The sequence below is a fragment of the Fructilactobacillus sp. X7R9C1 genome (assembly GCF_059901005.1).
The window spans coordinates 77,173-96,755 of record NZ_JBWXVG010000001.1 but is presented as its reverse complement, the minus strand read 5'-3'; the positions used below and the strand labels follow the sequence as shown (position 1 = coordinate 96,755).

The following is a 19,583-nucleotide window of genomic DNA, read 5'->3' as shown; positions in this document are numbered from 1 at the left end:
AACGTTCTCCTAACTTTAAGTTAATCTTGAATTTTCTTCTGTGAATCAGGCCAAACCATGTCATCAAAATTACGATAATAAATGGTTAACAGGTTATATTCAGTTACATAGTTAACTACCTTTTCTAAAAGTTCCAAGTCGTAATCAGAAATAACATAGATTGGTTGCGATCGCTCCTGTTGATACTTCTTCTTAGAACTCAAAAACCAATCGTACTCTTTATCAAAAGTGTTATTAACAATCATCATCCAGTAGCGGGTCTTAGGAATTCGCAAAAATAGATGATTAATATGGGATAAAACTTGATTCCCAATAAAAATCACATCATTACTCATAAGAATTGCCTCCATTGTGTCCGCCAACCAAATTAGATCTTGAAATTGCGGTAGCACCGACACACAAACTATTGGCATTTAATAAAGCCGTGTTACCAAACCGTTTTCGAATTTGATCACCGGTTTTATTTAACACATTTTGCTTAATCATATTTTGATTATCCTTAAATAGGTTTAATTGTTCTCCAACCTTATTTGAGAGATGACTGTAGTCAACTCCAATATTTCGCACAACTTCACCGTGCCAGTTTCTTTCAAACAATTCAATTAAATAACGACCAAGGTCATGATCATCATCTGTTGGTTCAACTTTCATTGACTGAGAAAAACCATTGCTACCAATAAGCTGTTTTATTGAAAAAGAAAAGCCAACCCATAACGTCACACATCCGGCTTGCAGTCCATGATTACGAATTCGTGAAGCAACCTGACTCGCAATTTCTCTAATAACAACTTCAATCTCATCCCGCTTAACGTAATCACGTGGAAGTACCTGAGAATTACTGTAACTTTTTTCTTTAGTATGCAGGGGTTGTCTCAAGTTACTTCGATCAATTCCCCATGCAGTGGCAAATAGCTGTAATCCAATGACTCCCATTTTTTCTTTCAACAGATACGGGTTAGCATGCGCCAATTCATACATATTATTAATATGAAGTCGCTTTAGATGGACTTTTGTTCTTTTTCCAATTCCCCAAACATCCGTTAATCTATTGATATTCCAAATCTTATCAGGAACATCTTCGTAATGAATCTCACCAATCAGGTCGTAATCATGCTTCGCATAAACGTCTAACGCTAGCTTAGCTTGAACGGGATTGTCACCAATCCCAACCGTTGTATACAGTCCTAAACGGCTTCTGACCTCCTCTTGAATTTTAAGAGCCACTTCCCTCAAACTACTACCAAACAACCTCCAAGTATGAGTCATATCCAATAATGACTCGTCAATTGAGTATGGCAAAATGTCATGTTCATCGGTAAATTCAGCAAAAATATCATTAATTTGTAGATTCTTTTCAATGTATAAGTTCATTCGTGGAGGAACAATCAACAACCTTTCATCGTCAGGAAGATCACGCTGACGACTAACGTTGCTAATCCCAAATAACTTTTTTGCCATAGGAGAAGCTGCCAGTATTAATCCGCCATTTGTATTAGCTTGTTCCGACATAACCACCAAAATCGAACGAAGTGGATTAAGTCCACGTTTAACACTCTCACAACTTGCATAAAAAGACTTATTATCAATGAAAAAGTAAACACCATGAGGTTCATCATCATAATTCAAAATATCACCTACCCGAACATCTGTTCGTATTAAATATTACTATCTTTCATTTGCTTTGTAAATATAATTTTTTGCTTTTATTTTTTATGATATTCTAATTATATTAAGTAGAAACGGAGCATAATAGCCATGCATCGAATTAAGAAAGCAATAATATTAATCGGCTGTACCTCATTACTATTCACTACTCCGGCAGTAATTCTGTCTGCTTCAAAATCTAGTAGATCAGAATTAATTTCCCAGAAAAAAGCACTCATTGAACAGAATCAACAACTATCAAAACAGATCAATCATACGGAAAATGATCTAAACAGTAGATATGTATCGATTAACCCAGTCTCAAATGTCAAAACAGTCGACTCTGATGCCTTAAAAACAAGACCTACACCAAAGCATCAAAATCAAAGTAATAGCAATGACATCAATACTTCAAACGCTCAGCGAGTCGTTGGAAATAAAAATTCACACATTTATCATGTCCCCGGCCAAACTGGTTACAACATGAACAGCCAAAACATCATCTACTTTAACTCGGAGGCAGACGCACAAGCAGCTGGATATCGGAGGGCTAAACGATGAAAAAGTTCCTGCTATTTCCAATCATGGTATTATCCTTATTACTTGCTGGATGTTCACAACAAACCAATTCAAACGAACACAAAAGCCTTCATGATAATGAAAATACCCAGCAACTTGAAAAAAGCATTAATCAACTTCAAGGGCAACTTGACACTAAAAAATCAAAGCTTAAAAAACTTCAATACCAATTGAAACATGCACCAGATTTAAAATTAAGTGATTTAAATTACGACGGAAATCAAGAAGTAGAAGTTGATCACAATAATCCTAATTTTTCTACTGAAGAATTGCATAATAAACGCCCCTGGTTACGATTTAGTAACCTTGATCATCTTAACCGAGCCACCGATGCTAACGGTATGTTAAACGTTAAAACAATGCCAACTAAGAAACGTGAACCACTTACCTTTAATCCCACTGGATGGCACAATAAACACACCAACAGTGGTTGGTTATATAACCGAAGTCATCTGATTGGTTACCAACTATGTGGTGAAAACAATAATCCCAAAAACTTAATAACTGGGACAAGGACGTTAAATTCCCCATTAATGCTTTATCATGAGGATGATATTGCTACTTATCTAAAAGAAAATCCAAATAACTACGTTAGATATCAGGTCACTCCGATTTATCGAAATAATGAATTACTTAGTCGTGGTGTCCAAATGAGAGCCCAATCAGTCGGAAGTAATCAAATTCACTTTAACGTGTACATTTTTAACGTCGAGCCAGGATACAATATTAATTATCAAACTGGATACAGTACCAAATCATAAAAAAGGACAGTGACCATCTAGTCACTGTCCTTTCAATTTAAATATTAATGATTGGTTGGTTTCGTATGGAACCATGCAATGTTTTTGTCAAAAAAGCTTAACAAGTCATTACATAAGTACAAAATGTAAGTTAAGAATAACGTCCAATTGGCACCACCCTGATATGCAGTAATGCCCCACAGAATAATCGAGAAAATCCCCTGGGCAAGCCAGAAATAATAAGTATCCCGAAACCTTAAAGTCGTAAGTAAAGCACCAGTAATTCCAATTGTGGCCGCAAAACTATCTACAAAAGGACGAGGGCTATCACTGTATCCATGCTCCCAGGCATATAAAGCTCCTAATACTACAACAAAGAAAAGAGCTGTCAACCCCCAATTCATAAACGTTTTTTTAAGGTTACCCTTAACAGTCAATTTCTTAATATGTTCATCAACATTAGTAGCCCAACTAGGAATTAACAAGACCGGAATATCCAAAAGTACAATGTATGTAGTTTGGAGAATAATATCATTGTAATTCTTAGCAGTGAATGCAACATAGATATAAATCAAAGCACTAATCAAACCAAAAATTCCATTTAATGGTTTCGTATTAGTAATTGAAATGGTAGTAGTAAATCCGAGCATCCCCGCTAACATCGTCATAATCGCAATAAACGAAAGTGGTTGTGTGACAGTTGATCCAGCAATGACTCCCAAACCAAATAGGAGCAACAAATAGCTTTTAAAGCTCCAACCTTTCATCTGATTGACATACCAATTAGGCTTTAATATGTCATAAGCCGCAATGTTGTTTTTCTCTGACATAAATAATCATCCCTTCGACAAATTTGAATTCACTTTTCATCATTACACACTTATAATCTCTAAACAAATTTGCTAACAACCCTAACTTTTATAAATTGGCCCAACATTGGTCCATAAAAAAATTTTTTTATTTTTATAGCTTCATTTTTTATTCGATCATAAGAGAGAAATTGATAAAAAAATTCAAAGTGTGACAAATTAAGATAAATGTATCATTTATAAAATATAAAAGATATTGTAAATGCAAACAAAAAATATGTATAATGAATAATGAAGTATAAAGGAGGAAATAACATGCTAGTAAATGTCCCATTTGCAATCAAAGCCGATGGAGTTCATGATCTTAGAAAAGTTACCGTAAAAATGCCATCTGGTGAAAAAGTAGAATTAGACGCCGTCACCCTTGACGATATTGATCGTGATCATGAACATCTTTTAACCATTACAAAAGACGCTAAACATGAATTGGGAGCTCCTGGTGAAAGTATTTCCTTTGATGAATTCGGTGAAAAGAACTCATTCCCATCAAATAATACGGTTGTGTTCATGGCAATTCCAAAATAAAAAGAAGTACTACCTAACAGATAGTACTTCTTTGGTAAATAAGCATCATAATTATGAGAATTCCCTGGTAAAATTTCGTAAAGTGTGATTAAATATAGAGTGTAGATTAGAGAGGTAATAAATTTCTGTCACATTCTCAACATTCACATCAGCTAAGGCTTTCCACTCCTACTGCTTATTAGTCTTAGACACGTGTGCTCTTTTATTTCATAGATCTTTACTTATTAGATTGTTACTTCTCATAACTATGCTACAGTTCTTGAACCTCTCTAATCGTAGAAAGCACTCTATTTGAGTGCTTTTTTTGTACATTCAAATCCCCTGGCGTGAATTCTTTAATCTTTACCTTACTTTTACAGTATATTATATTAGCTGTTACTAATCAAGTATATAAGTAAAAAATATCAAAATATACTCCTTATAAGAGAACACAAAGACTAATCATAAAGCAATTTTTATCTTATAAAAAATTTTTCTAAGAAATTTTTACAATTATATTGTTTCCCATATCACATATCTTAACACCCATGACAACGGGATTAATAGTGGCAATTCATAATTAAAAACAAAGAACCCTTTCGTTTGATAGTTGGAAAAGTTAGTCATATCACTTCATTAGTGTACTCAATCCAATTGTGTAATCCATAACATTAACTAATGATTTTCATAATCATAATACCGGCATTTCATGAAATTTATTAACAATTAACGGAAAGAATAATATCATTTAAACTAAAAAACCACTATTCTATAATAGTGGTTTTTAGTACTAAATAAAATAATAAATTTTAATTTTTAAAATATCATAATTATTATTTAAAAAGCGGTTCGTGGGCCATATTTACATGTTCAACATTTCCCTCAATGAAAACTTCTCCTTCTGGTCGAAAGCCAAATGAAGCATATAAATTTTCAACGTATTTTTGTGCCTCAATAATAATCTCTTTATGAGGATATTTTTCTTTAATAACCCTCATCACTCTCTGAACTAATTTTGTTCCCAAATGTTTCCCACGTTGTTCGGCAGAAACAGCAATTCTTCCAAAAGTTATATAGTAATCTTGTTTATATATTCGACCATAAGCAATAACGTGATTTTGATCGTTAAGCAAAAAAACATGCCATGCCTTCTTGTCATTATCATCAATATCCTGCAAAGTAATCTTTTGTTCTACTACAAACACCTCGCATCTCAGTTGATAAATATCAAATAATTCGTTCAAAGTTAATTGATCAAATGACTTTACCATCCACATATATTCACTTCCAATCATCAAATTTAACTTATTATAACCCATAATTGTTAGTATCAAAAAAGCGGCAACTACTATTTGTCGCTTTTTTGGTCTTCATCAGTTTGTAAGACAGCCATGAAGGCTTCTTGGGGAATATCAACCTTTCCAACCGCTTTCATCCGCTTTTTCCCACGTTTTTGCTTCTCAAGTAACTTCGCTCTTCGATCAGGGTCACCAGTATGAATTCTAGATGTCACATCTTTTCGATAAGCTTTAATATTAGTCCTAGCAATAATGGTAGCGCCAATTGCTGCTTGAATTGGAATTTCAAAATTTTGTCTTGGGATAATACTCTTGAGTTTTTTAACAATTTCACGACTTCGGCCGGCAGCAAACTGTTTATGGGAAATAAAACTTAAAGCATCGACCTTATCACCGTTCAATAGAATATCCACTTTAACTAGATCACTTTGTCGATACTCAGATAATTCATAGTCAAGTGATGCATAACCATGCGTACTTGATTTTAATTTGTCGAAAAAATTAAAAATAATTTCTGATAAGGGCATTTGATAAATGACATTCACTCTGGCATCGTCTAGATACTCCATCGTGACAAACTGACCACGTCGATCTTGACACATTTCCATCACAGCACCAACATAATCGTTTGGCACCATGATACTAGCCTTAACAAATGGTTCCTTAATATCCTTAATTGCTGATACATCTGGCATTTCAGATGGATTTTCAACTTCAAGTGTACTTCCATCATTTAAATCCACATGATAAGTTACTGACGGAGCCGTAGTAATTAAATCCAGCCCAAACTCGCGTTCCAGACGTTCCTGAACCACGTCCATGTGAAGTAATCCAAGGAACCCACAACGAAATCCAAAGCCCAGTGCTTCAGACGATTCCGGCTCAAATTCAAGTGAAGCATCGTTTAGTTTAAGTTTTTCAAGTGCTTCCCTTAAATCACCAAACTTCGCATTATCAGTTGGATACAATCCAGCATAAACCATGGGAATCATTTCACGGTATCCTGGTAGAGCTTTATCAGTTGGATTGTTTGCGTCAGTAACTGTATCGCCAACTCGCGTTTTAGTGATATCTTTAATGCTGGCAGTAATGTATCCCACATCCCCAGCCATTAAGTACTTTCGTTGAAGTGGCTTCGGCGAGTTAACACCAACTTCTGTGACTTCATATTCACTTCCACTGTTCATCAAGCGAATTTGATCTCCAGGCTTTACGACTCCATCATACAAACGAACACTTAGTACTACGCCACGATAATCATCGTAAACTGAATCAAAAACCAACGCCTTAAGCGGACCCTCAATATTTCCCTTTGGAGCAGGAATCTTTTTAACAATTTCCTCTAATAAGTTCTCAACCCCGAGTCCAGTCTTAGCACTAATCTCAACCGCATCAGAGGTATCTAATCCAATAACATCTTCAATCTCTTTTTTAGTTTTCTCGGGCTCTGCTGAAGGCAAATCAATTTTATTAATGACAGGAATAATTTCAAGGTCATCATCCAAAGCCAAATAAACGTTAGCTAAGGTTTGCGCTTGGACTCCCTGAGTGGCATCAACAACCAGTAAGGCACCCTCACAAGCAGCCAGACTCCTAGAAACTTCATAAGAAAAGTCTACGTGTCCGGGAGTATCAATCAAATGAAATACATAATCAATCCCATCCTTACCATGATAAGTTAACTCAACCGCATTTAACTTGATGGTAATTCCACGTTCCCGTTCCAAATCCATATTATCCAAAATTTGATCTTGCATGTCCCTTTTAGAAACTGTGTCAGTCAACTCCAAAATTCGGTCGGCTAAAGTTGACTTACCGTGATCAATATGAGCAACAATAGCAAAATTCCTCGTCCGGCGTTGCTTTTCCTTCATTTTTTTATAATCCACGATATTTTCCTACTTTCATTATTAATTCGTCCAAGTCGTTACTATTATTATAACAACCCGATATATGTATAACAAACAAATAAAGGAGCGGTCTTTAAACCGCTCCTTTATTTGTTTATTTAAAAGCATCTTTCATTTTATCAAAGAAATTCTTGCCTTCTTCAACATTAGTATCACCACTAGCTTCAGCTAAGGCTTGTAAAGCAACTTTTTGTTTAGAGTTAAGTTTCTTTGGCGTCTGAACCTTAACTTTTACCATTTCGTCACCATTACCATTTCCATGAAGTTTAGGCGCACCTTTCCCTCTTAAACGGAAGACCGTCCCAGTCTGGGTGCCTGCAGGAATTTTCAAATCAACGTCACCATGAACGGTTTTAACTTTAATTTCTCCACCTAAACCAGCAGTGGCAAATGAAATTGGTTGATCAAAGTAGATAGTAGATCCGTCTCTTCTAAAGTACTTGCTTTGAAGAACTCTAAAGATCACGTACAAGTCACCATAAGGACCGCCATTTTCACCGGCATCACCTTGACCCTGCATGTGCATTTGCTGTCCCTCTTCGACACCAGCAGGGACCGTAACTTCAAGAGAATGTTGTTTCTCAACTTTTCCAGTACCACCGCAGGTTGGGCACTTCTCTTTAATTACTTTTCCAGTGCCGCCACAAACTGGACATGGTTCCTGGGTCTGCATCTGACCGAGCGGGGTATTAACCGTTTTAGTAACATAACCGCTTCCATGACAGTTAGAACAAGTCTCTGGTTTAGTCCCGGGCTTAGCCCCAGTGCCATGGCAGGTCGGACAAGTTTCTTCACGATTATACTTAATGGTCTTTTTAGTCCCAAAAACAGCTTCATCAAATGTAAGTGTCATCTGATATTGCAAATCTCGTCCACGACGTGGTGCAGTTGGGTCAGCTTGACGACGTCTTCCGCCACCACCAAAAATATCATTGAAAATATCAGAAAAGTCACCAAATCCGGCATCTTGTCCGCCTGCACCAGCACCGGCTCCGCCACCAAAGCCTCCAAATCCTTGGGGACCATCAGCTGAACCATACTGGTCATAATTGGCTCGTTTCTTTTTGTCACCTAAAACTTCATATGCTTCGGTTATTTCCTTAAACTTTGCCTCTGCATCTGGAGCTTTATTAATATCTGGATGGTATTTTTTTGATAATTTTCGATAGGCATGCTTAATGTCATCTTCACTGGCGCTTTTGTCCACGCCTAATACTTTGTAATAATCTTTATTAGCCATTAGTTCGCCTCCAAGCTCAAATAATACAACAAAAAGCCAAAGCCCATCAAACTGACTTTAGCTTTTCATCAATTGTTAATAGCATCAACTGCCACAATTACTTGTTGTCATCATCATGAACTTCATGGTAGTCACCATTAACAGTATTATCATCATTTCCATTAGATGATCCACCGTTAGCATTATTTCCACCTTGTTGTCCTTGATCAGCTTGGCCTTGGTTTTGTTGATACAATTTAACCGCTAATGCTTGAACTTTTTCGTTCAAAGCATCCTTTTTAGTCTTCATTGCATCAGTATCGCCATCTTCTTTAGCTTTTTTGAGTTCGTCTTCAGCATCCTGAGCGGCTTTAATCTCATCATCTGAAACTTTGCCTTTAACATCTTTCAATGTCTTATCAGTCTGGAAGATCAATTGGTCAACTTCATTATCTAGATCAACCTTGTTCTTCTTTTCCTTGTCGGCATCTTCATTTGCTTCGGCTTCTTTCATCATCTTATCGATTTCGTCGTCTGATAGACCATTGGAATCTTTGATGGTGATTTTTTGCTGTTTTCCAGTTCCCTTATCTTTAGCAGAAACATTTACAATTCCGTTTTTATCGATATCAAAGGTAACTTCGATTTGAGGAACACCTCTTGGTGCTGCAGGAATATCAGTTAATTGGAATCGACCTAATGATTTATCATCAGCAGCCATTGGACGTTCACCTTGCAAAACATGAATGTCAACGGCCGTTTGATTATCAGCAGCAGTTGAGAAAGTCTGTGACTTGGAAGTTGGGATGGTTGTATTTCTATCGATTAACTTAGTGAATACCCCACCCATCGTTTCAATACCAAGTGATAGTGGAGTAACATCAAGTAAAACAACATCCTTAACGTCACCAGTAATTACTCCACCCTGAATAGCTGCACCTAAAGCAACAGCTTCATCGGGGTTGATTGAATGACTTGGTTCTTTACCAGTCCACTTTTGAACTTCCTCTTGAACAGCAGGAATTCTAGTTGAACCACCATTAAGAATTACTTGGTCAATATCACTAGCTGAAAGTCCAGCATCCTTCAAAGCATTGTCTAAAGGAGCCTTAGTCTTTTCAACTAAGTCAGAAGTTAATTCGTTAAACTTAGCACGTGTAAGCGTGGTTTGTAAATGAAGCGGACCATTTTCACCAGAAGAAATGAATGGAAGTGAGATTTCAGTTTGAGTTACACCTGACAAGTCTTTCTTAGCTTTTTCAGCAGCGTCTTTCAAACGTTGTAAAGCCATCTTATCCTTCGAAAGGTCAACCCCATTTTCCTTCTTGAAGTTATCGATTAACCAGTCCATGATTCTCTTATCAAAGTCATCCCCACCTAAGTGAGTATCACCATTAGTTGAAAGAACTTGGAAGACTCCGTCACCTAATTCAAGGACGGAAACATCAAAAGTACCTCCACCTAAATCATAAACCAAGATTTTTTCATCTTTATCTTTTTTGTCTAAACCATATGCAAGTGAAGCAGCAGTAGGTTCGTTAATAATTCTCTTAACATCAAGCCCAGCAATTTTACCAGCGTCTTTAGTAGCTTGACGTTGTGCATCATTAAAGTAAGCAGGAACGGTAATAACAGCTTCACTAACAGTGTCACCAATGTAATCTTCCGCATAGCCTTTAATGTATTGAAGAATCATAGCTGAAATTTGTTGTGGAGTATATTCTTTTCCGTTTGCCTTTACTTTGTATCCTTGCTCACCCATGTGACTCTTAATTGATACAACAGTATCTGGGTTAGTAATTTCTTGACGCTTAGCAACTTCACCAACTTGAATCTCGCCATCTTTAAAAGCAACTACTGATGGGGTCGTTCTTGATCCCTCTGGGTTGGTAATGATTTTTGGTTCATTACCTTCCATAACGGCTGCAGCTGAATTAGTTGTTCCTAAATCAATTCCAATAACTTTATTACTTGCCATAACTTAAACCTTCTTTTTATATATTTAATAACTATTTAATTACTGTGCCACTACTACCATTGCTGGTCTTAAGACCCGATCAGCAATTTTATAACCGCTTTGAAGTACCGATACTACGGTTCCCTTTGGATGTTCATCACTTGGAGCAACCGTTTGAACAGCTTGATGAAAACTAGGATCAAATTCCACTCCATTAGCATTAATTTCCGAAATATCATTATCCTTCAGAGCTTTTTCAAGATGTTGTTGGACCATTTCGATCCCCTTTTTGAGTTGCTTACCGTTTTCGTCAGAAACGTCAACGTCAAGAGCTCTTTTTAAATCATCCATCACAGGCACAACGTCTTTAGCAAGATCTTGTGCACCATACTTTGCTAAATCAGCACGCTCTTTTTTGTTTCGATTTTGAATGTTCTGAATCTCAGCTTCTGCTCGTAAGTAGTTGTCTTGAACTGAATCTAGTTGTTGATTTAGTTCATCAATCTTTTTTGCAGAATCATCTTTTTTGTCCGTTTTGACTTCTTGCTCTGACTTACTCGATTCATCAACCTTTTCCGTTTTATCATCTAAATCTTTACTTTGCTTTTCATTATCGCTCGCCATTTTGAACCTCCTTTTTATTTATCATAATTATCATAGTATCCATTGATTCGTTTCTGAAGTTCATCTTTAAACGCATCAACTAGGCCCAAAACCTTAGGATAAGACATTCTGGTAGGACCAATTACGGCAATCCTACCAACACCATGAATTCCAACATCATAAGTTCCAGAGATAATACTATAATTTTTCAATAAATCATTTCGTAGTTCAGAACCAATCATAACTGAAATGGGTTTGGATTCATTATCTAAAATTTTTGCCATATTCGAGTTATTTCCAAACATTGAATAAAGTGGCTTAATATTTTTTAGATCGTTCTTATCATCCATTGTATCCAATAAATTCATTCTTCCACTAACAAAGAAATGGTCTTTAAGCGATTTATTAATGACGTATTCAAAAGCTCCAACAAAGTTTTCTGAAGAAGTTAAATAGTGTCTAATTTCGTCAGGAATTGTACTTTTAAGTGCCTCTAAAACTTCCGGAATTGTCTTACCAAAAAGCTTGTCATTAACTAAATTAGTTACTTGAAGTAACTTATCTTCATCAATTTGGTGATTAGTTATAAAGGGCTGACTTTCAACTTGCCCATCATTCATCACCATAATTGCCATCATTTGGTGATCGGCTAACTTAATTAGTTGAAAATGTTGTAAAGTTTCGGTATTAGTCTGTTCTGGGCTCAAAGTCATCGCGGTATAATCGGTCAAGCTGGACAAAATATCAGCAGATTGTTTAACAATATCATCAATTTGTTGAAATGTTCCTCCCAGAGCATTATGAATCAAACTTTTTTCTTCATTGCCAACCAGTACAGGATTAACCAAATTATCAATGTAATATCGATATCCTTCATTTGAAGGAACTCTTCCAGACGAAGTATGAACTTTTTGAATCAAATTTTGACCACTTAAAACTGCCATCTCATTACGAATGGTAGCCGAACTAACATTCATTGGGAGTTGATCAGCCAAGCGTTTTGATCCAATTGGAACACCATTGTTAGTATAGTCATCAACAATGTACTTTAGAATCATATCTTGTCTCTTTGTGAGCATTCTTACCACCTCTTTTAGCACTCTTTATTATCAAGTGCTAACGTACATTTATACCTTACCAAAGGTATTAAAGAACGTCAAGAAATAAGTTTACTGGTGAGAATTAATGTATTTCTTAAAATAAGATCGGGTGTTACTTTCATCAATTTTTAATTGATCAACCAACGGTTTCCGCCCCTGATATTTGACCTCATCTCTCATTTTCGATAACCATCTAACTCTGACGTGATTACCATAGATATTTTGATCGAAATCCAAAATATTAATTTCTAAAGTAACTGGATTATCATTTCCAAACGTCTCATTTTTGCCAATTGATGCCATCGCTTTGTACCACGTACCATTAACTTCAAGCTGGACCACATACACCCCAAGTTTGGGCAACTGCTGTTTTGCCGAATACTCAACGTTAGCAGTGGGAAAGCCTAATTCACGACCACGAGCAAACCCATGAACAACCACTCCGTCATTTTCGAATTCATATCCCAAAAGATCGTTAACCGTCCGGATGTGTCCCTGTTCAAGATTTCGACGAATCCTAGTAGAACTAACCTTCTTGTCGTCCATTTCATCAGCGGCCACACTGACTACATCAAATCGCTCCCTGGCATATTGAGGGAGCTCCTTCATGCCCGCATTTTGTTCTCCATAAGTATGATCAAATCCTGCTATAACCGTATCAGCATTCAATCCAATCAAATAATTATCAACGAATTCTTGGGGATTTTGATTTTGAAAAGCAAAGTTGTAATTGATGACATAGACCACATCAACCCCCAGTTGCTCAAATAAATGTAATTTACGATTAAGCGGGGTTAAATAACGTTTTTCATTTCCATCCAACTTCTTGTACACTAACGACGGGTGATGATCATAAGTTAAAATTGCCAAAGGAAGTTTTTTTTGTTTAGCAATTTGTTTAGCTTGATTAATCACTTTTTGATGTCCCAGGTGAACTCCATCAAAAAACCCCATGGCAATGACTTGGGGACGATTTTTTTCGTTCTTATCAAGTGGGTATGATAAATAATTGACTTCCATAATTTCCTCTAATCTAAATCAAACATTTTTTTGGGCTTATAATTATTTTCCTGTTCATTTCTATAATACAAAGCTCGATCAATATTATTATACTTTAAAACTATCACTTCATCTTGACAAGCGATCTCATCAATACTTAAAAAACCGCCATTTTGAACACGATTCCACTGCTCTTTATTAATCACAATAGTCTTAAAATCTTTAAGAGCATGTGAAATTGGAAAAACAACTTTATTGATTTGATTAGAATTCATGGCTTCTTTAATATCTTTAAAAGTTACTGTATCGCAAAGATTAAATCCACCACTTTTAGTCCGAGTTAAACTTGACATCACAGCTGGGATGCCAACTTTTTTTCCAAAATCAGTTGCCAAAGTTCTGATATAAGTTCCCTTTCCACACTTCACCTCAAAATTAAAGGTTTGGGTGTGAGTATCACGATTGTAGGAACTCGCATTGATACGAACAAATTGACTAACGTTAATTTGTCTTTTAGGCCGATCAACTTTCATACCAGCACGTGCGTACTCATATAACCTTCTTCCATTCACTTTAACAGCGGAAAACATGGGAGGAATCTGGGTCGAAATCCCCAAAAATGATTTCAAGACTTCGTCAATTTCTTGATCTGTGATTGGCTGAAAATCAAAATTAGTATCAATAATTTCACCATCTAAATCCTCGGTAGTAGTGGAAAAACCTAACGTAATTGACCCACTATAAACCTTCCCTGATTGCATTAAATAATCAACTACTTTAGTGGCATGGCCCAAACAAATCGGTAAAACTCCATCTACATTAGGATCAAGTGTGCCACTATGGCCCACTCTTTTTTGTCCAATAATGTGTCGAATCTTACTCACACAATCAAAGCTCGTCATTCCCCTAGGCTTATACAAAGGGATAATTCCAGTGACCAATTCACTCACTCCTGTACCATATACGCAAAAAAGACCGGAAATAAATATTTCCAGTCAATTTTTTACTTATTTTTTTTATTTAAATTATCAATCAAACGATCAATCTTACTTCCGTATTGAATGGATCCATCCCGTTCAAAATGAATCTCTGGAGTAACGTAGATACTTAACCGATGACCTAACTCGCCTCGAATTAAACCAGTTGCTTTATCCAAGCCCTTTTGAACCTTTTCTTGTTCAGACTTCTTGTCAGATAAACTACTGTAATAAATCGTAGCTTGTTGCAAATCACCAGTAACTTCAACACCAGTAATAGTTACTCCTTGAACTCGTGGGTCACGAACACGCTTAAGTAAAATATCGTCGACTTCTTTTTGAATTTCCTGCTGTAGTCTTCCAACACGATATTGTGCCATGACAATCACTCCTTACGGTATCTACTTAGGTTGGACTTCTTTCATGTGGTATGCTTCGACTTTATCTCCAACTTTAATGTCATTATAGTTTTCAATCGTTAAACCACACTCAAAGCCTTGTTTAACCTCTTTAACATCATCTTTAAAACGCTTTAGACTACCAAGCTCTCCATCATAAATCACAACATTATCTCTAATCAGACGAACTTTGCTATCACTTTTTACGTACCCATCAAGAACCATTCCACCAGCAATCGTTCCAACTTTAGAAGCTTTATAAATTTGTCTTACTTCAATATTACCAGTAACTTCTTCTTCATAAGTTGGATCAAGCATGCCTTTCATTGCAGCTTCCACGTCATCAATGGCGTTATAGATAACTTGATAAAGACGAATATCAACCTTATCAGTTTCAGATTGAGCTTTAGCTTGCGGAGTAGGACGGACATTAAAACCAATGATGATGGCATTACTTGCTTCAGCAAGTGCAACATCACTTTCGTTCACCGCACCAACAGAGGCATGAATAACGTTAACCTTAACTCCCTCAACATCGATTTTTTTGAGGCTTCCAGCTAAGGCTTCCACTGATCCTTGTACATCAGCTTTAATAATTACGTTAACCTGTTTCATATCTTCTTGTTTCATTGAATCAAACAAGTTATCAAGAGTAACACGGTTATTTTGCTTCCGTTCTTCGATTTGGGCTTCTTTAGCTCGTTCTTCTCCAGCAGCACGAGCAGTCTTTTCGTCATTAAAGACAACAAAACGATCACCGGCTTCAGGAACATCATTTAACCCCGTAATTTCCACTGGAGTTGATGGTTTAGCATTCTTGATTTCTTTCCCGTTCTCATTAGTCATGGTTCGAACTCGACCAAAAGTGTCACCAACAACGATTGGATCCCCAACGTGCAAAGTTCCTTGTTGAACCAAAAGGGTAGCAACAGGACCCTTACCCTTATCCAATCTTGCTTCAACGACTGAGCCAGCTCCATTTTGTTTTGGATTAGCCTTAAGTTCAAGCACATCGGACTGAAGTAAGATCATATTTAACAATTCATCAACATTAGTTCCATTTTTAGCAGAAATATCAACAAAAATCGTATCTCCACCAAAATCTTCAGGAACCAATCCATAGTTCATCAATTGCTCTTTAACATGTTGTGGATTGGCATTCGGTTTATCAATTTTATTAACTGCCACAATAATTGGAGTTCCCGCTGCTTTAGCATGATCAATTGCTTCAACAGTCTGTGGCATAACACCATCATCAGCTGCCACTACCAAAACAGTCACATCGGTAATGTCAGCACCACGAGCTCTCATGGCAGTAAAAGCAGCATGTCCTGGAGTATCAAGGAAGGTAATGGTCTTATCGCCATGTTTTAACTGATAAGCACCGATAGCTTGAGTAATTCCACCGGCTTCACCTGCTGTAATGTGTGAATGACGAAGATAATCTAGTAACGTGGTTTTACCATGATCAACGTGTCCCATGATGGTAACAACGGGTGGACGGCTTTCTTGGTAATCGGTGTTATGCTCTTCTTCATTAAAGAACTTGTCAATATCTGATACATTAACATTTTCTTTTTCTTTAGCTTCGATCCCATAATCGGTGGCAAGAAGTTCAATGGCATCCTTATCCAAGGATTGATTCTGATTAACCATCATTCCCAGCATAAATAATTTTTTAACAATCTCTGCTGGTTCCCGATGCAGTAACTTACCAAGATCCTGCGCATTCATACCATCCTGATAGATTAAAACTTTAGGTAATGGACGACTCTTACGGGTTGGCGCCGCATTCTTTTTGTGATTCTGACGAATTCGTTGATTCTTAGAATACATATTATAACGATTATCGCGACGCTTATTACGCTTCTTGCCCTTTTTATTTTTGTTGCGGTTCAAACTACCACCAAATTTTCCACTTCCGTTATTATGTGGCTTAGAAGTATTATTAACCGGCTTCTTGCTTGCACTATTTGCAGTTGCGGGACGATTACTATTCGCATGGGTCGCACTTTGACTATTATTCGTGTGCGAATGTTGACTATTTTGATGATTGTTGTGATTAAAATGATTACTTGAATTCTGATTCCGGTGCTGACCACTAGTATGAACACCATTGCTATGAGCATTTTCTGGACGCTGATTACTTGTTTTCCCATTATTTTGATGTTTATTTACTTGTTTATGTTCAGAATTACTTGGTCGATGCTGATTGTTAGAATGATTGCTTCTACCAAAATGATTGTTATTCTGACCATTTTCATGTTTTGCAGTATTGTGACCATTACTTCCGTTATGGGAGTCAGCAGTCTTTTTTGCTGGAGCATGCCGTTGTTCACTTCCACTGGTCGCTTTCTGACTATTCTTAAGCGCGCCTCGGACGGTCTTCTCCTGATTTGAATCAAGCGATGACATATGGTTTTTAACCGTAAAACCATTTGACTTAGCAGTGTCAATCACACGTTTACTAGGTATATTAAGCTCTTTGGCTAATTCATAAATTCTTTTTTTGGCCATATAATCACACTCCTTTACTTGTATTATTTTAATTCTTTAAATTTTTTCGAAAATCCTTTATCCTTAATCGCTACGATTGATCGTTTCATCCCAATCGCGTCGCTAAGATCATCTTTAAGCATACCAGTATTAACTGGAACTTCATAGAATTTACTTTTATCGAGAAACTTCTTTTTGGTACTTGCACCACAGTCTGATGCAATAAACAGGTAATTAATCTGTCCCTTTTTAATTGCATTCAAGACAATCCCCTCACCTGATATTATTTTACCAGCTCGTCTTGCAATTCCCAATAAGTTTAAGACTTTATTATAATTTGTCATTATCAATCAATTCCTGTCGAGCCTGCTTATGGTCGACGTAACTAATAAGTTCATCATAAAAATCATTTGTTAAAGTTACATCAAAAACTTGATCAAGGATTTTATCCCGCTTGGCTTTTTTGGCAATTGTTACGTCAATTTTTACGTAAGCTCCTCGACCAGATTTTTTCCCAGTTGGATCGACTGACACATTACCCTCTTTATCACGAACAATTCTTACTAATTGTCGTTTAGGTGCCATTTCACCCGACACCACATCTTTTCGCATTGGCACTTTTCTTTTTCTCATAACAGTACCTCCTCAAAAATTATTCCTCGTTTTCGTCTTCATTTGATGAAACATCATCAGTAGAATGATTATCTTCACTGTCACTTTCGTCAGTGCCATCCATTTCTGATTCGGATTTAATGTCAATCTTGTATCCAGTCAGTCTAGCGGCTAACCGTGCGTTCTGACCACGTTTCCCAATTGCTAACGACAACTGATCGTCTGGAACAACAACGGTACAAGAACGATCGTCTCCATCTTTAAAAATAACGTCAATAACGTCAGCGGGTTTCAATGCATTGGCAATGTACTCAGCTGGATTCTCATCCCATTGGACAATGTCCATATTTTCTCCACCAAGTTCATTTACAATTGTTTGCACTCTGGTTCCTCTAGGTCCAACACTAGTTCCCACTGGATCAATATCAGAACTATTAGAACGAACAGCCACCTTAGCACGGTCGCCGGCCTCCCTTGCGATCGAGACAATTTCAACTGTTCCATCATAAATTTCGGGAACTTCTTGTTCAAAGAGTCGTTTTAGCATTCCAGGTGCAGTTCGACTTACAAAAATTTGTGGTCCCTTTGAGGAATTTTCAACGTTTGTAACATACACTTTTAACTTGTCCTGTGGACGATAAGTTTCATTTGGCATCTGATCATTTTTAGCCATCACGGCCTCAACTTGACCAAGGTTCATATACACAAAACGACTATCTTGACGTTCTACTTCAGCAGTTACAAGTTCATCTTGATACTTACTGTACTTGTCATAAACGGTCTCACGTTCAGCTTCACGAACCCTTTGAGTAATAACTTGTTTAGCGGTTTGGGCAGCAATTCTTCCGAAGTTCTTTGGTGTAACTTCAAACTTAATTTCGTCACCAAGCTCGTACCCTTTATTAATCTTTAAAGCTTCATCCAAGCTAACTTCTAACCGTTGATCCTCAACATTATCAACTACTTTTTTAACAGCGTAAACATGAATACTTCCAGTTTTTTCGTCGAAGTTAACTTCGACGTTCTGAGCCTGATCAAAGTTACGTTTGTAAGCCGAAGACAATGCTGCTTCTAAGGCATCGATCACAACCTCTTTTTTTACGCCCTTTTCTTTTTCAAGTTGATCAAGCGCACTTACTAATTCTTTACTCATTTTAATCTCCTAACTAAAATTCAATTGCTAATCTAGCTTTTGAAATTAATTTTCGCGGAATTTCAAGTTCACTAATTCGCGTTTTATCTTTAATTGCTAACGTTAATTTATCATCATCAACACTTTTGAGGGTTCCCTCAAAAGACTTTTTCCCATTGAGTTTTTGATATAAAGAAACGTGGATATAATCACCAATTGCATTTTGATAATCAGACTCCCGTTTTAATGGCCGTTCGGCACCTGGCGAAGACACCTCTAAGAAGTATGGTTCGTCAAATGGATCTGGATCCAATTCATCAAGTTTTTCACTTAACTGATCACTAACCAAAACACAGTCATCCAAACTAATTCCTTGGTCTTTATCAATATAAACTCGCAAATACCAGCTTCCACCCTCTTGAACATACTCAATGTCATAAAGGTAAAAATTGTTATCATCTAAAATCGGTTGAACGGTTTTAGTAACTCTATCAATAACTTCGCTCAAATACTTTACCTCCTAAAAAATACCAATAAAAAGAGCGA

The 19,583-nt window shown here is 36.7% G+C and carries 19 protein-coding genes and 1 pseudogene; 3 read left to right on the top strand and 17 right to left on the bottom strand.

The genetic code is table 11. The features are described 5' to 3' along the window. Nucleotides 1-20: 20 nt before the first annotated feature. Together AC6UD0_RS00500 and AC6UD0_RS00495 are read right to left on the bottom strand one after the other, a co-directional pair. A complete protein-coding gene (locus tag AC6UD0_RS00500) occupies nt 21-335 on the bottom strand; it encodes an acetyl-CoA carboxylase (RefSeq protein ID WP_500693825.1) in 315 nt (104 codons plus the stop codon). Further along, complete coding sequence (locus AC6UD0_RS00495) at nt 328-1,626, bottom strand: Y-family DNA polymerase (RefSeq protein WP_500707791.1); 1,299 nt, start codon at nt 1,624-1,626, stop codon at nt 328-330. Before AC6UD0_RS00495 ends, AC6UD0_RS00500 begins: the two co-directional genes overlap by 8 nt. 450 nt (nt 1,627-2,076) lie before the next feature. Between AC6UD0_RS00495 and AC6UD0_RS00490 the strand changes: the two are divergent. Both AC6UD0_RS00490 and AC6UD0_RS00485 read left to right on the top strand, forming a co-directional pair. Then, nucleotides 2,077-2,205, top strand: a pseudogene (locus tag AC6UD0_RS00490) (sunset domain-containing protein); the annotation flags it as partial. Next, nucleotides 2,202-2,984, top strand: coding sequence for a DNA/RNA non-specific endonuclease (locus AC6UD0_RS00485; RefSeq protein ID WP_500707790.1), 783 nt, complete (start codon nt 2,202-2,204; stop codon nt 2,982-2,984). The pseudogene AC6UD0_RS00490 and the gene AC6UD0_RS00485, both read left to right, overlap by 4 nt. 44 nt (nt 2,985-3,028) lie before the next feature. Here AC6UD0_RS00485 and pnuC read toward each other — a convergent pair whose 3' ends face one another. Then, nucleotides 3,029-3,793: a nicotinamide riboside transporter PnuC gene (pnuC, locus tag AC6UD0_RS00480; RefSeq protein WP_500693829.1), complete on the bottom strand. Its 765-nt coding sequence runs from the start codon at nt 3,791-3,793 to the stop codon at nt 3,029-3,031. A 294-nt stretch (nt 3,794-4,087) separates the two neighbouring features. Between pnuC and AC6UD0_RS00475 the strand changes: the two genes are divergently transcribed. Then, on the top strand, nt 4,088-4,357 hold the full coding sequence (locus AC6UD0_RS00475) for a hypothetical protein (protein ID WP_500696632.1): 270 nt from the start codon (nt 4,088-4,090) through the stop codon (nt 4,355-4,357). Between the two features lie 812 nt (nt 4,358-5,169). Here AC6UD0_RS00475 and AC6UD0_RS00470 read toward each other — a convergent pair. From AC6UD0_RS00470 to rimP, 14 genes are all read right to left on the bottom strand, one after another. Continuing rightward, on the bottom strand, nt 5,170-5,655 hold the full coding sequence (locus AC6UD0_RS00470) for a GNAT family N-acetyltransferase (protein WP_500707072.1): 486 nt from the start codon (nt 5,653-5,655) through the stop codon (nt 5,170-5,172). A 29-nt stretch (nt 5,656-5,684) separates the two neighbouring features. Beyond that, nucleotides 5,685-7,523, bottom strand: a complete 1,839-nt coding sequence (lepA, locus tag AC6UD0_RS00465) for a translation elongation factor 4 (protein ID WP_500693832.1) — start codon at nt 7,521-7,523, stop codon at nt 5,685-5,687. 115 nt (nt 7,524-7,638) lie between these two features. Continuing rightward, complete coding sequence (gene dnaJ / locus AC6UD0_RS00460; protein ID WP_500707071.1) at nt 7,639-8,784, bottom strand: molecular chaperone DnaJ; 1,146 nt, start codon at nt 8,782-8,784, stop codon at nt 7,639-7,641. A 97-nt stretch (nt 8,785-8,881) separates the two neighbouring features. Further along, the gene (gene dnaK, locus AC6UD0_RS00455) at nt 8,882-10,741 is read right to left on the bottom strand and encodes a molecular chaperone DnaK (RefSeq protein WP_500693834.1); all 1,860 of its coding nucleotides are present in this window, start codon (nt 10,739-10,741) and stop codon (nt 8,882-8,884) included. Nucleotides 10,742-10,780: 39 nt separating this feature from the next. Beyond that, the gene (grpE, locus tag AC6UD0_RS00450) at nt 10,781-11,362 is read right to left on the bottom strand and encodes a nucleotide exchange factor GrpE (RefSeq protein WP_500707932.1); all 582 of its coding nucleotides are present in this window, start codon (nt 11,360-11,362) and stop codon (nt 10,781-10,783) included. Then, nucleotides 11,359-12,402 (bottom strand): heat-inducible transcriptional repressor HrcA, encoded by a 1,044-nt coding sequence (hrcA, locus tag AC6UD0_RS00445; protein ID WP_500707788.1) that lies wholly within the window; start codon nt 12,400-12,402, stop codon nt 11,359-11,361. The genes grpE and hrcA overlap by 4 nt, the downstream gene beginning before the upstream one ends. 90 nt (nt 12,403-12,492) lie before the next feature. Continuing rightward, on the bottom strand, nt 12,493-13,443 hold the full coding sequence (gene ribF / locus AC6UD0_RS00440) for a riboflavin biosynthesis protein RibF (RefSeq protein WP_500707786.1): 951 nt from the start codon (nt 13,441-13,443) through the stop codon (nt 12,493-12,495). A gap of 8 nt (nt 13,444-13,451) precedes the next feature. Beyond that, entirely contained in the window at nt 13,452-14,363 is a 912-nt protein-coding gene (gene truB / locus AC6UD0_RS00435) for a tRNA pseudouridine(55) synthase TruB (protein WP_500695581.1), read from the bottom strand. A gap of 62 nt (nt 14,364-14,425) precedes the next feature. Further along, nucleotides 14,426-14,779, bottom strand: a complete 354-nt coding sequence (gene rbfA, locus AC6UD0_RS00430) for a 30S ribosome-binding factor RbfA (protein ID WP_500693838.1) — start codon at nt 14,777-14,779, stop codon at nt 14,426-14,428. A 21-nt stretch (nt 14,780-14,800) separates the two neighbouring features. Beyond that, on the bottom strand, nt 14,801-17,314 hold the full coding sequence (infB, locus tag AC6UD0_RS00425; RefSeq protein WP_500706410.1) for a translation initiation factor IF-2: 2,514 nt from the start codon (nt 17,312-17,314) through the stop codon (nt 14,801-14,803). A 23-nt stretch (nt 17,315-17,337) separates the two neighbouring features. Beyond that, a complete protein-coding gene (locus tag AC6UD0_RS00420; protein ID WP_500693840.1) occupies nt 17,338-17,637 on the bottom strand; it encodes a L7Ae/L30e/S12e/Gadd45 family ribosomal protein in 300 nt (99 codons plus the stop codon). Continuing rightward, nucleotides 17,624-17,926, bottom strand: coding sequence for an RNase P modulator RnpM (rnpM, locus tag AC6UD0_RS00415; protein ID WP_500695579.1), 303 nt, complete (start codon nt 17,924-17,926; stop codon nt 17,624-17,626). The genes AC6UD0_RS00420 and rnpM overlap by 14 nt, the downstream gene beginning before the upstream one ends. Nucleotides 17,927-17,945: 19 nt before the next feature. Further along, a complete protein-coding gene (gene nusA / locus AC6UD0_RS00410; protein ID WP_500699436.1) occupies nt 17,946-19,058 on the bottom strand; it encodes a transcription termination factor NusA in 1,113 nt (370 codons plus the stop codon). 13 nt (nt 19,059-19,071) lie between these two features. Continuing rightward, nucleotides 19,072-19,545: a ribosome maturation factor RimP gene (rimP, locus tag AC6UD0_RS00405; RefSeq protein WP_500695577.1), complete on the bottom strand. Its 474-nt coding sequence runs from the start codon at nt 19,543-19,545 to the stop codon at nt 19,072-19,074. Between the last annotated feature and the right edge of the window lie 38 nt (nt 19,546-19,583).